Annotated in this window: 9 protein-coding genes; 2 read left to right on the plus strand and 7 right to left on the minus strand. The window is 61.8% G+C overall.

Features of this window, described 5'->3' with window-relative positions; genetic code table 11:
* Positions 1-90 precede the first annotated feature (90 nt).
* From KGB07_RS25285 to KGB07_RS25315, 7 genes are all read right to left on the minus strand, one after another.
* On the minus strand, positions 91-1,623 hold the full coding sequence (locus KGB07_RS25285) for a DHA2 family efflux MFS transporter permease subunit (RefSeq protein WP_223466856.1): 1,533 nt from the start codon (positions 1,621-1,623) through the stop codon (positions 91-93).
* A gap of 64 nt (positions 1,624-1,687) precedes the next feature.
* Positions 1,688-2,890 (minus strand): efflux RND transporter periplasmic adaptor subunit, encoded by a 1,203-nt coding sequence (locus KGB07_RS25290; protein WP_046037817.1) that lies wholly within the window; start codon positions 2,888-2,890, stop codon positions 1,688-1,690.
* Positions 2,891-2,905: 15 nt separating this feature from the next.
* The gene (locus KGB07_RS25295) at positions 2,906-4,375 is read right to left on the minus strand and encodes an efflux transporter outer membrane subunit (protein ID WP_046037816.1); all 1,470 of its coding nucleotides are present in this window, start codon (positions 4,373-4,375) and stop codon (positions 2,906-2,908) included.
* Positions 4,372-4,845: a MarR family winged helix-turn-helix transcriptional regulator gene (locus KGB07_RS25300; RefSeq protein ID WP_046037815.1), complete on the minus strand. Its 474-nt coding sequence runs from the start codon at positions 4,843-4,845 to the stop codon at positions 4,372-4,374. Before KGB07_RS25300 ends, KGB07_RS25295 begins: the two co-directional genes overlap by 4 nt.
* A 993-nt stretch (positions 4,846-5,838) precedes the next feature.
* Positions 5,839-9,510, minus strand: coding sequence for a translocation/assembly module TamB domain-containing protein (locus KGB07_RS25305; RefSeq protein WP_223466857.1), 3,672 nt, complete (start codon positions 9,508-9,510; stop codon positions 5,839-5,841).
* Complete coding sequence (locus tag KGB07_RS25310; protein ID WP_223466858.1) at positions 9,507-11,234, minus strand: autotransporter assembly complex protein TamA; 1,728 nt, start codon at positions 11,232-11,234, stop codon at positions 9,507-9,509. The genes KGB07_RS25305 and KGB07_RS25310 overlap by 4 nt, the downstream gene beginning before the upstream one ends.
* A gap of 65 nt (positions 11,235-11,299) precedes the next feature.
* Positions 11,300-11,950: a GNAT family N-acetyltransferase gene (locus KGB07_RS25315; RefSeq protein ID WP_046037811.1), complete on the minus strand. Its 651-nt coding sequence runs from the start codon at positions 11,948-11,950 to the stop codon at positions 11,300-11,302.
* A gap of 315 nt (positions 11,951-12,265) precedes the next feature.
* Here KGB07_RS25315 and xthA point away from each other — a divergent pair, with 315 nt between their 5' ends.
* Complete coding sequence (gene xthA / locus KGB07_RS25320) at positions 12,266-13,078, plus strand: exodeoxyribonuclease III (RefSeq protein ID WP_046037809.1); 813 nt, start codon at positions 12,266-12,268, stop codon at positions 13,076-13,078.
* Positions 13,079-13,275: 197 nt separating this feature from the next.
* Positions 13,276-14,616: a substrate-binding domain-containing protein gene (locus tag KGB07_RS25325; RefSeq protein WP_223466859.1), complete on the plus strand. Its 1,341-nt coding sequence runs from the start codon at positions 13,276-13,278 to the stop codon at positions 14,614-14,616.
* Positions 14,617-14,823 lie beyond the last annotated feature (207 nt).

Here is a 14,823-nt window from a genome sequence, read left to right on the forward strand (position 1 = left end):
CAGCGCGATAGCGGATTCAAATTCAACATTTCTGTTGACTGATCCACCGCTATCGCGAGCAGGCTCGCTCCTACAGGGGTACTGCGGTGCTTAGTGTCCCGCGGAAGCCGCAGGCCCAGCCTTCGCCGTAAACGGCGGCTTGGCCAGCCACACGATCAATATCAGCCCGATGAACATCCACCCCAGCAAGGTAAAGTAGTCCACCGTGGACATTATGTACGCCTGGCTGATCACCATCTGGTCCAGTTGCGTATAGGCCTTGGCCCCTGCCCCGCCCAGGTTGGTCAGTGCTTCGCGGGTCGCCGGATCGAAGGGGGTGATGCTTTCGGTCAGGTAGGCGTGATGCTGGTCCGCCCGACGAATCCAGATCCAGGTGGTCAATGACGCCGCGAAACTGCCGCCCAGGGTCCGCAAGAATGTCGCCAGTCCCGAACCGTCGGCGATCTGGCTCGGCGGCAGGTCCGAGAGCAGGATGGTCAGGGTCGGCATGAAGAACAGCGCCACGCCGATCCCCATGAACAGTTGCACCATGGCGATGTGCTGGAAGTCCACTTCATTGGTGAAGCCTGCGCGCATGAAACAGCTCAGGCCGATGGCCAGGAACGCCCCGCCCGCCAGCAGGCGCATGTCGAATTTCGGCGCGTATTTGCCGACAAACGGCGCCAACAGCACCGGCAGGATCCCCAGCGGGGCCACGGCAAAACCGGCCCAGGTCGCGGTGTAGCCCAGCCGCGTTTGCAGCCACTGCGGCAGGATCAGGTTGATCCCGAAGAACCCGGCATAGCCCAGGATCAGCACGATGGTGCCGTAGCGGAAGTTGCGATGGGCGAACAGGCGCAGGTTGACCACCGGGTGTTCGTCGGTCATTTCCCAGATCACGAAGAACGCCAGGGCCACCACCGAAATCACCGAGCCGATCACGATGAAGCTGGATTCGAACCAGTCGGCATCGTTGCCCTTGTCGAGCACGATCTGCAAAGCCCCGACGCCAATGATCAGCGCGATCAGACCGACGTAATCCATCGGCTGGCGGCTGGTGACCACCGGGCGCTTTTTCATCTGCTGGGTCACCACCCATGCCGCGAACAGACCGATCGGCACATTGATGAAGAAAATCCACGGCCAACTGTAGCTGTCGGTGATCCAGCCGCCGAGGATCGGCCCGGCAATCGGCGCGACCACCGTGACCATCGCCAACAGCGCCAGCGCCAGCCCCCGTTTCGCCGGGGGGTAAACCGCAATCAGCAGGGTCTGGGTCATCGGGTACAGCGGCCCGGCCACTACCCCTTGCAGCACCCGGAAGCCCACCAGTTCAGGCATCGAGGTGGAAATACCGCACAGGAACGAGGCCAGCACGAACAGCAGCGTCGCCCAGACAAACAGCTTCACCTCGCCGAAACGCCGACTGAGCCAGCCGGTCAGCGGCAAGGCGATGGCGTTGCTCACGGCGAACGAGGTGATGACCCAGGTGCCCTGCTCCGAACTCACGCCGAGGTTGCCGGAGATCGTCGGCAACGCCACGTTGGCAATGGTGGTGTCGAGCACTTGCATGAAGGTCGCCAGCGACAGGCCGATGGTGCTGAGCAGCAGGCTGGGTGGCGTGAAAGACGCGTTATTGCTCATCGCGAATCCTTTGAAACAGGTCTGGCGCTGCGCCGGTTGCCGGCGCAGCTGACGGATTGGCGAATCAGCGTTGCGCGGTCTTGCTGACCGCGGCGCTGTTGTCGTGGATCAACTGGGTGATCATCGCGTCGGCCTCGGTCAACTGACGGTCGTATACGTTGGTGCTGAACGAAGCCTTCTGCGGTGGCTGTTGCGCCAGCACCGGCCCGCTCTGGTCGTGCAGGTCCACATCGACCATGGTCGACAGGCCGACCCGCAGCGGATGTTTGGCCAGTTCTTCGGCGTTGACGTGGACTCGCACCGGCACGCGCTGCACGATCTTGATCCAGTTGCCGGTGGCGTTCTGCGCCGGCAGCAAGGCAAATGCGCTGCCGGTCCCGGCACCGAGGCTGTCGATGGTGCCGCTGTATTTCACGCTGCTGCCGTACAGGTCAGTCTCGATCTCCACCGGTTGGCCGATGCGCATGTCACGCAGCTGGGTTTCCTTGAAATTGGCGTCGATCCACAGCTGATCCAGCGGAATCACCGCCATCAACGCGGTACCCGGTTGTACGCGCTGACCAAGTTGTACAGAACGCTTGGCCACATAACCGGTCACCGGCGCAATCAGCGTGCTGCGCGAGTTGTTCAAGTACGCCTGACGCAATTGCGCGGCGGCGGCCATCACGTCCGGGTGCGATGAAACCACGGTGTCATCGACCAGCGCACTGGTGGTCTTGAGCTTTTGTTCGGCGTTGGCCAGGGCGTTTTGCGCCGAGGTCAGGTCGTCGCGGGCGTGGGACAGCTCTTCCTGGGAAATCGCCCCGCCGGCGGCGAGGTTCTTGCGGCGGCTGAAGTTGTCCTGGGCCTTTTGCACTTCGGCTTTCTGGGCGTTGACCTGGGCCTTCATGCCGTCCACATCGCTGTACAAGCCACGCACCTGACGCACGGTCCGCGCCAGATTGGCCTGGGCGTTTTGCAGTCCGATTTCGGCGTCGTTCGGGTCGAAGTTCACCAGCACCTGGCCTTCATGGACCAGATCGCCGTCATCGGCGCCGATGCTGACCACGGTGCCCGTGACCAGCGGGGTGATTTCCACCACGTTGCCGTTCACATAGGCATCGTCGGTGCTTTCGCTCCAGCGCCCATAGAACTCGTGATAGGCCCAGACGCCCGCGCCACCGAGCACGACGGCGGCAGCCAGGACCAGCAGCATGAACTTGCGCTTGCCCGAATTGGGGTTGCCCTGGGTGTTTTCAGGAGGTTGAGTTGTATCGGCAGTGGCCATGACAAGTACCTTGAATTAGTGGGTCAGCGTGGCTGGCGTGGCGTTGGCCGAGGCGATGGCCTCAGGCTGGTAACCGCCGCCCAGCGCCTGCATCAGTTGGATCGACAGGTCAATCTGCTCGGCATTCAGGTTGGCCAGCTGACGCTGGGCCTGGAGCAATTGCTGCTCGATGCTGAGCACGTCCAGGTAGTTGCCGATGCCGGAACCGTAACGCTGGACCACGGTGTTGTAGGAATCCTGGGCGATGTCGGTGGCGTGCTGCTGGGCAGCGATCTGCCGGCCGATATCACGCAACTGGTTGATGCTGTCACTGACATCCCCCAGCGCCTTCACCAGGCTTTTGTTGTACTGCGCCACGGCGAGGTCGTAATCGGCGTCGCGGGAATCGAGGTCGGCGCGCAAGCGGCCACCGTCGAAGATCGGCACAGAGATCGTCGGTGCAATGTTGAAGAAGCGGCTGGCCGAACCAAACATCGCATCGCCCAACAAGGATTCGGCGCCGGCAGCGGCGCTGAGGTTCAGGTTGGGATAGAACCGGGTCTTGCCGGCGTCGATGCTTTTGCTCGCCGCTTCGACCCGCCAGCGCGCGGCCACCAGGTCCGGGCGACGCCCGAGCAGTTCGGCCGGCAGCACCGAAGGTAGCGCTACCGCACCCGGCTGAAGAATGTTTGGACGGGTAATTTCATTGCCGCGGTCCGGTCCTTTGCCGAGCAGAACGGCCAGGGCGATTTTCGCGCTGTTCAAGCGTTTTTCGGCGTCGATCAGGTTGGCCTGGGAAGTGGCTTCCAGGCTTTCGGTCTGCTGGAACTGGTACTGGCTGTCGATCCCGGCAGTCAGGCGTCGCTGACTCAGGTCGAGCATTTGCCGGGTGCGTTTGAGGTCTTCGTTGGACAGGTCGTAGACGATATGCGCCTGGCCGAGATCGCTATAGGCCCGGGCGACATCGGCGGCTAGGGTCAGTTGCGCTGCCTGCTGGTCGACTTCGGCGGCGCGGGCCTGGCCGAGGGCCGCTTCCCAGGCATCGCGCTGACCACCCCAGAGATCGAAGTTGTAATTGAAACTGCTGCTGATGTTACGCACGGTGGCGTACGTGTCGCCCTGCCCGCGCGGGTCCTGGTCCCGGGCCAGGCGCGAGCGGCTGACACCGGCGCTGGCATCCAGGGTCGGCATCCGCTCGGCGTCGGCGGCGGAAGCGGCAGCGCTGGCCTGATGGGCACGGGCGTCGGCGATCTGCATGTCCGGGCTATCGCGCAGGGCCTCGCGGATCAGGCCGTCGAGTTGCGGATCGCCGAGGCTTTTCCACCAGTCGCTTTTCGGCCAGGCGGCGGGGGACAAAGTCACACCGCTGAGGGATTGCCCGGCCTTGAGGGTCTTCGCGTCGAGGCTGACACCTTCGGTTTTCAGGCCGCTGTAACTGGCGCAACCGGCGACGCTCATGGCCAATAGCACCAGGCTCAAGCCGGTACGCAAGGGGTTACTGCTCATTTGTCACCTACCCGCAGCAGGGTGATCGCGTCACCGGCTGCCACCAGAATTTTCTTCAGGATCAGCTCCAGGGTTTTCAGTTCTTCTGGAGTGATGGCACCGGCCAGTTCATTCATGGCTTCGGCGCCGATGTGCGGCAGGCGGTCGGCCAGCTTCTGACCTTCTTCGGTCAGTACCAACTGCACCTGACGGCGATCCGCCTCGGAGCGTTGGCGGGCAAGGAAACCCTTCTGTTCCAGACGGTCGAGCATGCGCGTCATCGAGCCGCTGTCCAGGGACAGGTGACGGCACAACTCGCCCGGCGAATCGACGCCGAACTGGGCAATGATGATCAACACCTTGAACTGCGCGGCGGTGATGCCGTGGGGTTCCATGTGGGTGTCGATAATCCGGTCCTTGAGCAACGCGGCGCGCCCGAGCAACAGGCCGAGATGGCAATTCTGGAAATCTTCCGGAGAGAAATGTTTCATCTGACCACCAATTAGCTGCCTAGGCAGTGAATGTATGTCGAGATGTTACTGCCTAGGCAGCGAATGTCAATGCAATAGTTAGGAGGCTTGGTAAATAGTTGACCAGTGGTGTCGGGTTTTGTGGTCATAGACGGATGTCACCGCTTTTCTGACCTTATTGTTGATGGTGTACATATCCATTGCTGCGGTAACGGCGGCCTATGGTTCCGCCCTTACGGCGGGTTACTTGGAAGAGCCCCAAGTAACCAAGGGCTCTTGCCCCTGACGTTCGGTGCCTCGCCAAGGCTCGGCATGCCCTCGCTCCGGTCCTGCTCCGTGGGCCCGCCGCCATCGGCCATCCATGGCCGGCGGCGGCTAACCCGGCATCCATGCCGGGTTGCCCACTGCGCAGAACCGGAACGAAGCCTCACGAGGGGGCAAGAAGTTCAAAAGCAAAAGCGAGGCGGCCTACCGGCCGGCCTTTTCGCGGGGTTCGTTCGCCTGTGAGAGTTGAGTCGGCTGGCAGGCCGTCATCGTCGGAACGCCGCCCGGACAAAGCTCGCTCCACAGAAGAACAAAGGCAGATCGGCGTACACTCACGCTTCTCACCACTCAACAGGCCGAGCGTTAGCTCGCCTGCAGCTCTTGATCTTGATCCACCCGCCCCCTCGGCAGGCTGAGTGGAGGCGTTCATCCGGGGGTGGGCGCGCAGCGCCGTTCGGCGCAGCCGAACACATCGAGAGGAGGTCGAGCGAAGCCGACCGGAGGCGATGCCCCCGGATGAATGCCGGAGCGAAGGAACCCCGAGCCCAGGCGAGGGGCCGGACGTTCGGGGCGAGCGTTTTTTGGGTTACTTTTTTAGGCGCTTGTAAAAAAAGTGACTCGCCGTCAGGGCGAAACCATAAGCCGCCGTTACCGAAGAAACGGATATGTACTCAGTCAACAAAGCAAACGCCGGCTATCAGGCCGCCTGAGCAGGCAAACCGGATTGCCGAACCGCCGCTTGATTGAGAATTAGAAATCCCGCTTGTAGAAGATGTCCAGCGAACTGGCCACGCCGCCGGCGGCTTCGAGGTAGACCTTTTTGCTCAGCTTGTAGCGCAAGGCAATGGTGTTGGCCGGTTCGAACACGCCGACGCCATAGCGCAGGCTGAGCTTCTCGGAAATATTGCCGCTGGCCACCACACTGGTAGCGTCGCCACTGCCCTGGGTGTCGAGCTGGAAGTCCTGGATGCCCAGGTTCTTGGCGATGCCGCTGGTCACACCGGAACTGCCCATCAAGCCCAACCCGAGGGCTGCCTGGGCGAGCATGTTGTTGTCTTCGCCATTGCTGCTCAGCGGACGCCCGAGCACCAGATAGGACAGGGCCTGCTCCTGGCTCATGGCCGGTTCGGAGAAGATCTGCGTGGTCGGCTGCTCGGCGCTGCCACTCAAACGGATGCCGGCAATGATGTCGTCGGTCTTGCGAATGGCCTCGATGTCCAGGTACGGCTGATCGATGGGCCCGGCAAACAGCAAACGCGCCCGACGCACCGAAAGCCGCTGGCCGTAGGCGCGATAGCGCCCGTCGTTGAGCCACAGCTCGCCCCGGGTGTCCATGTTGTCGCCGATGTGCACATGCCCCTGCACATTCGCGGTCAGGCCAAATCCTGCAAAGCTCAGTTTGTCCTCGCCGACCACCACTTCGATGTCCATCTTCATTGCCAGCGGCGGTTTGCCCTCCTCGGTCTGCTGACCGACGATCACCGTGTCATCGGAGACCTTGACTGTCGACGGCGGCAACTCGCGAATGATGATGTCGCCCTTGGGCACCAGCACTTTACCGGCGATGGCCAACTCGTCGCCTTTCATCGAGATTTTCAGGTCCGGTGCGACTTCCAGCTTGGCGTATGGCTCGACGGTGACTGGCAACTGCGACCCCTTAAGCGCCAGATCCACCACCAGCGCCTGACCCCAGGCGACGTTGCCGTTCAGGCTGCCCTGCCCGGCCTTGCCACTGTTCCAGCCACCGTTCAATTGCACGCTTTCACCGACAATGAGCGCTTGCACGTGCAGGTTTTTCAGCTCCATCGGCAACTCAGGCCCGGAGATCTGACCGTCGCTGAGTTGCAAGCTGCCATTGACCTGCGGCGCCAGCAGTCCACCGGAAATCGTGCCGCTGCCATTCAAGCGCCCGGTCAGCTTCTCGACCATCGGCACGAACGGCCGTGCCACCGACAGGTCCAGCCCGCTCAAGCGGAATGAACCGCTCAACGGTTTGTTCTTTGGCAACGGATTGAGCTGGGCCTGCACCATCAGCTCGCCAAGTTTGCCGCCGACGAAGTTGAGCTCGGTGTCGATACGCTTGGGCGTGAGTTTGCTGGTCAGTTTCAGGGTCTGGTACGGGAAGTCCAGCCACTGGTCCTTTTCCTTGATGCGCAACGTGCCGCCGCCGGCATCGACGCTGACCTGGCCGTTCGGGCCACTGGCCGGCAGGTCCAGTTGCAGGTCGGCGTTGAGCCGGCCCTGCCAGGCGAAATCCTTCGGCAACCACTGCGCGAGGCTGTCGATCGGGAATTGCTTGAGGTGATAACGCAGCTTCGGCTCGGGCATCAGGCGCGAGTCTTCCCCGCACAGGCTGGCCTGGCCGGATGCCCAGCAATGGGCGCCAAAGTTGATTTTGCCGTCCGCCATTCGTTCGAGCTTCGCCGGCCCTTGCAGCTTCCAGTCCTGGCCACCGGCCTGGATATCACCGCTGGCCAGGCGTCCGCGCCAGTTGCCTTTATCCAGCGCACCATCCAGACCCAGCGCCAGTTTCAGCTTCGGCCCTTGCAGATCGAGGCTCAGCCTCTGGTTCTTGATATCGCCCTGGCCGCTGGCGGTCAGGGTTCCCAGTGAAGTGTCGCCGGCCTGGATGCCGCTGCCCTTGAGGTCGATTTTCGCCCGTTGCGCACTGTCTAGCGTCGCGTCGAGGTTCAGGCTTTGCAGGCGATTGTCCTGGAAAGCCAGTTGCGAGCCTTGCAGGTCAAGCTTGCCCTGGGGCGCCTTGAGCGTACCGGCGACATCCACGCGGCCATTGAGCTGGCCGCGCAGCTCCGGCCAGAGCTGGGCCAGGCGCGGCAGCTTGAGATCGATCTGGCCGGCGAGTTTCTGTTGCAGGCTGCCTTTGCCGCTGATGCTGTTATCGCCGAGGCGAACCTGCAGGGCGTTGAGGTTCCATTGCTCGCCACGGCCATCGGCCTTGGCCTGGATCACCGCTGGTTGACCGCGCAGTTTACCCTTGAGGTCCAGGTCGGCATTGAGGCTGAGCACTTCGTTTTTCATCTCGCCCGTGCTGCGCAACGGCCCGGCCAGTGTGCCCGGCAGCTGCGCGACCCAGTACGCCGGGTTGATCGCCGACAGGTCAAGCGCGGTGTCCCAGGCAATGCCGTCGGCGAATTGCAGGTTCAGGTGCCCTTCAGCCTTGCCCTGCCCGGCCTGGAGTTGAATCTGTTGCAGGTAGATCTTCGTCAGGTCGCCCGCGAACGGACTGGCAAGGGTGAAAGCGCCGGCCGGACCATCCGCCGCCGCAGCGAAATGACCGAGGTACTTGCCGTCGGTGTAAGAGACTTCGCCGGTGAACGTGCGAAGCGCTACCTGCGGTTCGTCGATGAGCGGATAGAGCCTGTGCCACGGAAAGTCCAGCCAGTCGATCTTCGCCTCGGCGCTCAGGCCCTTGCTCCAATCCACAAGCCCTGTGAGCTTGAGGCTTTGCTTGTCGCTGGCGGTCAGGTCCAGCGCGGCGATCTGCGCGCCCTTGGCGTCGACCTTGCCTTGCAGCACCACGGCGACTGGCCCTTGCTCGGCGGGCAGCGTGGCTTTGCCGAGCAGCGCGTAGCCGTTCTTCAAGTCGCCAGCGCCGGTGAGCTCCAGCTGATTGAGTTGCAGGGTGTCCGGCAGATCGGTACTGGGCTTGAAGCCATCGGCGGTGATCCGGACCTTGGCCGGCAGGTTTTCCGCCAGCGGTTGCAGTTCGCCGGTCAGTTGCCCGTTGAGGTAACCGCTGCTGTCGGCTTTCAGGTTCAAGGTCTTGAGCAGGTCGCCGTCGACTTTCAGCGCCAGCGCCAGGGGCTCAGGTGTCGACAACAGGGTCAGCTTGCCGGAAGCGCTGAGGGGCCAATTGCCGGCGGGTTGCAGCAGACCGGACAGGTTCAGGCTCAGGTCATCGCGCTGTATCGACACCGCGTCGATCTTCAAACCGGCCGAGGTCCAGTGCGCCGCCAGTTGCAAACCCTTGAGCTCCTCGCTGCCATTGAACAACAGGCTGCCGACCTTGATCTCCCCCAGTTCGAGGGCCAACGGTAACTTGAGCTCCGGGAGCGTGATCGGGCCGTTGTCTGGCTCTTCGGCAACCGGCGGGAACGTCAGGCTGACCTGATCGGCCTGCAATTGCTCGATGCACAAGGTCATGCGGGTCAGGCACAACGGCGACCAGGCGAAAATCACCTTGCTCAGTTCAACCCGGTTGCTGTCCTGTTGCCACAGCACCCGGTCGGCACTCCACTGCCCGCCCAGCCGGCCCTGAAAGTTTTCCAGGGTCAAGCCCGGCACGAAACCCAATGCCCAGCGGCTGCCCGTCGCCGTGCCCAGCACCGTGGCGAGCGTCAGGACAACCATTGCCACCAGCGCCGCCATCGTCAGCAGTGTTGCTTTCAAACCACGCTTCACAGCTCAGGCCCCATGGAAAAGTGCAGTCGAATGCCGCCATCGTCATCCAGCGCGTGGGCCAGGTCGAGGCGGATCGGCCCCACCGGCGATACCCAACGCACGCCGATACCGACCCCGGTCTTGAGGTCCGGCAATTCGAGTGTGTTGAAGGAGTTGCCCTGATCGACAAAGGTCGCGATCCGCCATTTTTCGGCGATGGAATACTGGTATTCCGCGCTGGCAGCGACCATGTAGCGGCCACCGATGCGGTCGCCGTCGGAGTTTTCCGGGGACAGGCTCTGATAGTCGTAGCCACGCACGCTCTGGTCACCACCGGCGAAGAAACGCAACGATGGCGGCACCGATTTGAAACCGTTGGTGGCACTGCCGCCGACCTGCAGCCGCCCGAGGAAGCGGTGATTATCGAACACCGTGGTCAGGCCTTTGACCAGCGCCGTGCCGTAGATCAGGTTGCTGTCGGAACCCAGGCCTTCCTTGGCCACTTTGGATTCGAATTGCAGGCGATAGCCGTTGTGCGGGTCGATGCGGTTGTCGCTTTTGAGGTACGAATAGCTCACGCCTGGCATCAGCAAGTTACTGAGTCCCGAGTCGTCGCCGAGCTGGTAATCCTCGCGCTGCCATTTGAGCGATACCACCCGTTGCCAGCCGCTGGGCAGTTTGCTGTGCCATTCGGGGCCCAGGGTCAGCAGCTTGCTGTGGGTGTCGGTGCCGGCAATGTCCTCATTCTGATAGCCACCGGCAAAACGCAGTTTGTCGGTCAATGGCGGGTCCAGCGGAATGTCGTAGAACAGCCCGACGTTTTGCCGAGGTGCCGAGACTTCGGTTTCCCAGCCATAACTGTGCCCTTGCGCGTTGACCCAGTGCCGGGTCCAGTTGGCCTTGGCGCGTGGACCGACGTCGGTGGAGAAACCCAGGCCCAGGCCCATGGTCCGCGGCTTGCGGGTTTCGAGCTTGACGTCCACCGGGATCGCATCGTCCCTGGACCCCGTGGGTGCCGCGTCCACGCGAACACCTTCGAAGTAGCCGCTCGATTGCAGGTTCTGATTGAGTTCGGCGATCAGTTCCGAGTCATACGGCGTGCCGGTCTTGAACGGCACCATGCGTTGCAGCAGCTCGTCATCGAACGGCGTATCGCCCTCGAAACTGACCTTGCCCAAGGTATAGCGCGGACCGCTTTCATAGATCAGTTCGATATCGGCGACACCGGCACGGGGGTCGACCGACAATTTTGAACGGGTGAAACGGCCACTGAAAAAGCCATAACGCGAAGCCTGATTCTGGATCAGCCGCTTGGCGTCCTCGTAATGCCCATGATTGAGCACGGCGCCAGGCTTGAGCGCGTCGCTCTTGGGGACTCGAAAGGATTTGAGGGCGGCTGCCGGACCGTCGACACGCACCGTGACATTGCGCAAGTGCACCGGCTCGCCGGGGTCGACCTTCAGCACCAGGCGCGGCTTTTCGCCACCCTTCACCTCGCTGTCGATGTGCGGCTGGTAATAACCCAGGGCTTGGGCGGCCTTGCGCGCCTGTTCTTCGGCGCCACGGCTGAAGCGCAGCAACGCTTCTTCATCGCGATCGCCGAGGCTGCCGATATAGCCTTCAATATTGGCTTTCAGCTCATCATTGGACGGTTTGATCCGTACATCCAATTCACTTTGTGCCAACGCCGCACAGCTGGTCATCAGCATCAGTACGCTGCTGGTAATTCTTCCTGGAAACTTCATAGGCGCGGATGCTATCACGAGCTTGAGAGCGTGATAGAGCCTGACATGCCCGGAAAGTTCGCCGTTCAAGCCGTTGCAGTATGTAACACCTGGGGATTGGGGTGAAAAAACACGTGTTCGCGAATCGGTCCTACAGCAACTTCACCGATTTCCTCATAGCCCTGACGCTTATAGAACTCCAGGTAGCGAGGGTTCCCGGTATCGAGGATCACTCCCTGTGAATTTTCATCCACCGCGCACCAGTTGTGCACGGCTTGCAACAGTTGCTCGCCGAAATGTTTGCCCTGGAACTGCGGATGAACCCCCAGCAACGGCAGGACGTGCACCGATTCGTTCGGTACGCAGGCCTCCACGGCGGCGTGATAATCGAGGTAGCGACGGGTGCAGCGAAATCCCGTACTGAGCACCATGCGCAAGCGCCAAGCCCAACTTTCGGTGACGCCGAGACGACGTTGCGGCGGTGCGATCAGGGCGATGCCGATCAGGCGGTCGTTGACCAGCAGGCCGATGGCCGGCAGGTCCTGGAGAAAGTGCTGGGTCACCAGCTCGCGCACGGTGGCGCGAACCCGCTGTTCGTAGCCAAGGCGCTCGGCTTCGAACAGATAGCCGAAGGTCGGCTCGTGTCGATAAGCCTGGTACAGCAGCGAACGCGCTTCGCGGGCGTAGCCGCTGTCGAGCATATGGATATCGGCGATGACGGTTGAGGTTTCGGGCATGACGGTTGATCTCCCCGGCACAGCTCGGGTGGCTGCGCTCTTGTTGTTACGAGCCTGTCGGCGCTGACACAGTTCCTTACAGATCCGCAATGAGTGTAGGCAATGAAATCGCCTTCGCGAGCAGGCTCGCTCCCACAGGTGCCGTTGTGTGAGCAAATTCTGTGGACGATACAACCCACTGTGGGAGCAGGCTTGCTCGCGAAGGGGCCAGGACTGCCTACACAGATCTGACAGAACCCAGTAAATCCCCTCACCCCACACTGGCCCGATTCCCACATGTCAGCTAGCATCGCCCTTTTGCCAGGACTGCCGACCATGAAGATCGTCTCCTTCAACATCAACGGGCTGCGCGCCCGTCCCCATCAGCTGGCGGCGCTGATTGAAAAGCACCAGCCCGATGTGATCGGCTTGCAGGAAACCAAGGTCCACGACGATCAGTTCCCGCTGGCCGAGGTTCAGGCCCTGGGTTATCACGTGTACTTCCACGGGCAAAAAGGTCACTACGGCGTCGCCTTGCTCTCGCGCCAGGAGCCGCTGGCCCTGCATAAAGGCTTCGCCACCGACGAAGAAGACGCCCAGCGGCGCTTCATCTGGGGCACCTTCGCCGATGCCAACGGCGTGCCGGTGACCATCATGAACGGCTACTTCCCACAGGGTGAAAGCCGCGACCACCCGACCAAGTTCCCGGCCAAGGAACGTTTCTACGGCGACTTGCAGCAATTACTGGAAAGCCAGTTCAAGAACGACCAGCCGCTGGTAGTGATGGGCGATGTGAACATTTCCCCGGAAGACTGCGACATCGGCATCGGCCCGGACAACATGAAGCGCTGGCTGAAAACCGGAAAATGCAGCTTCTTGCCGGAAGAGCGCGAGTGGATGGCCCGCCTGAAGAACTGGGGCTTGGTGGACAGTTTCCGCCACCTGAATCCGGACGTGACCGACACCTTCAGCTGGTTCGACTACCGCAGCCGTGGCTTCGAAGACGAACCCAAGCGTGGCCTGCGTATCGACCTGATCCTCGCCTCCCAGGGCTTGCTGCCACGGGTGAAGGCTGCGGGGGTGGACTACGAACTGCGTGGCATGGAAAAACCATCGGACCATGCGCCGATCTGGCTTGAGTTGAGCTGATTTCTCCCGGCCACATCAATCCCCTGTAGGAGCGAGCTTGCTCCGGGCGGCGTTCCGACGATTGCGGTGTGACATTCAGCACCAATGTTGACTGACAGTCCGCCATCGCGAGCAAGCTCTCTCCTACAAGTGTCATTTTTCGGAAACCTTACTGACTTAATCTCCCGACACCTCTTTTGGCTATGTAAGGTGCCGGCATGATGCTGCGCGTGTTGTTCCTGTTGATGCTGTGCACGGGCTTGCCGCAGGCGGCCTCGGCTGGCGACTTGCCGACACCCGAACACGGCCCGGTGCTGCGAATTCAGGGTTCCAACACCATCGGCGCCGCATTGGGACCGGCGCTGGTCGAGGGCCTGCTGAGTGAACAGGGCCTGCGCAGGATCCACCGCGAAACCCCGGACACCGCCAACGAACTGCGCATCGTCGGCGAAACCGTTCAGGGCCGTCGGGTCGTGGTAGAAGTAGCGGCCCATGGTTCCAGCACCGGTTTCACTGCGCTAAAAACCGCCAGCGCCGATCTTGCCGCCTCGTCGCGCCCGATCAAGGACAGCGAACTGGCCAGCCTGCAATCGCTCGGTGACCTGAAAAGCCCGAGCGCCGAACAGGTCATCGCCATCGACGGCCTGGCGATCATCCTTCACCCGGACAATCCGCTGAATCAACTCGACACCGTGCAACTGGCGCGCATCTTCAGTGGCGAGGTGAAGACCTGGGAAGACATCGGCGGTCGCGGCGGGCCGATTCATCTGTATGCGCGGGATGATCAGTCCGGGACCTACGACACTTTCAAGGAACTGGTCCTCAGCGGCCGTGGGAAAACCCTCGGCAGCGCGGCGAAACGCTTCGAGTCCAGCGAGCAACTGTCCGATGCGGTCAGCGCAGACCCGCAAGGCATCGGTTTTATCGGTTTGCCCTACGTGCGCCAGGCCAAGGTCGTGGCCATAGTCGACGGTCAATCGCAAGCCATGCTGCCGCTCAACAGCCTGATTGCCACTGAGGACTATCCGCTGTCCCGCCGGTTGTTCTTTTACCTGCCACCGACGGGGAAAAATCCCTGGGCCCAAGCGCTGGTGGCCTATGCCCAAAGCAGCAAAGGGCAAGCGATTGTCGCCACCAACGGGTTTATCGCCCAGACCGTCCAGGCCATGGCCGTTACGCCGAATGCGCTGATGCCAGAGGGATACCAGTCCCTCAGCCGTCATGCCCAGCGGCTGTCGGTGAATTTTCGCTTCGAAGAAGGCAGTGCCAGCCTGGACAACAAGGCGCGGCAGGACCTGACGCGGGTGCTCGACTATATAAAGCAGCAAGACAAAATGTCCGGACAAGTGACGCTGGTGGGTTTTGGCGATGCCAAGAGCGACCCGGCGCGCGCCGATCTGTTGTCGAAGCTGCGGGCCATGGCGGTACGGCGGGAGTTGGTGAAGAACGGCGTGGTGTTTCGCGAGATACGCGGATTCGGTGCCGAGATGCCGGTGGCGGCCAATAGCGCCGATGAGGGAAGGATCAAGAATCGGCGAGTTGAGGTTTGGGTTTACTGATTTGAATACAGAACAATGTGGCGAGGGGGCTTGTCGGAACGCCGCACCGCCCCGTTCGGCTGCGAAGCAGTCGCGAATCAGAGGGTGTCCTAGATTTTGTGTAAACGGGATTTTTATTAAACCGTTAACAGACGATCTTCGAACTGGATACTGAAGCGATTCAAGGCCGCTTTCCAGTCCCGGATCGGCATCGTCCACTTCTTGCTG

The sequence above is a fragment of the Pseudomonas sp. GL-RE-26 genome, assembly GCF_019956275.1.
Classification (GTDB): domain Bacteria; phylum Pseudomonadota; class Gammaproteobacteria; order Pseudomonadales; family Pseudomonadaceae; genus Aquipseudomonas; species Aquipseudomonas grandcourensis.

What these genes read in the sequence shown, in the direction of transcription:
- KGB07_RS25315 (WP_046037811.1), bottom strand. Translation starts at nt 11,950, where the DNA reads ATGCCCGAAACCTCAACCGTCATCGCCGATATCCATATGCTCGACAGC.
- KGB07_RS25310 (WP_223466858.1), bottom strand. Translation starts at nt 11,234, where the DNA reads ATGAAGTTTCCAGGAAGAATTACCAGCAGCGTACTGATGCTGATGACC.
- xthA (WP_046037809.1), top strand. Translation starts at nt 12,266, where the DNA reads ATGAAGATCGTCTCCTTCAACATCAACGGGCTGCGCGCCCGTCCCCAT.
- KGB07_RS25325 (WP_223466859.1), top strand. Translation starts at nt 13,276, where the DNA reads ATGATGCTGCGCGTGTTGTTCCTGTTGATGCTGTGCACGGGCTTGCCG.
- KGB07_RS25300 (WP_046037815.1), bottom strand. Translation starts at nt 4,845, where the DNA reads ATGAAACATTTCTCTCCGGAAGATTTCCAGAATTGCCATCTCGGCCTG.
- KGB07_RS25295 (WP_046037816.1), bottom strand. Translation starts at nt 4,375, where the DNA reads ATGAGCAGTAACCCCTTGCGTACCGGCTTGAGCCTGGTGCTATTGGCC.
- KGB07_RS25290 (WP_046037817.1), bottom strand. Translation starts at nt 2,890, where the DNA reads ATGGCCACTGCCGATACAACTCAACCTCCTGAAAACACCCAGGGCAAC.
- KGB07_RS25285 (WP_223466856.1), bottom strand. Translation starts at nt 1,623, where the DNA reads ATGAGCAATAACGCGTCTTTCACGCCACCCAGCCTGCTGCTCAGCACC.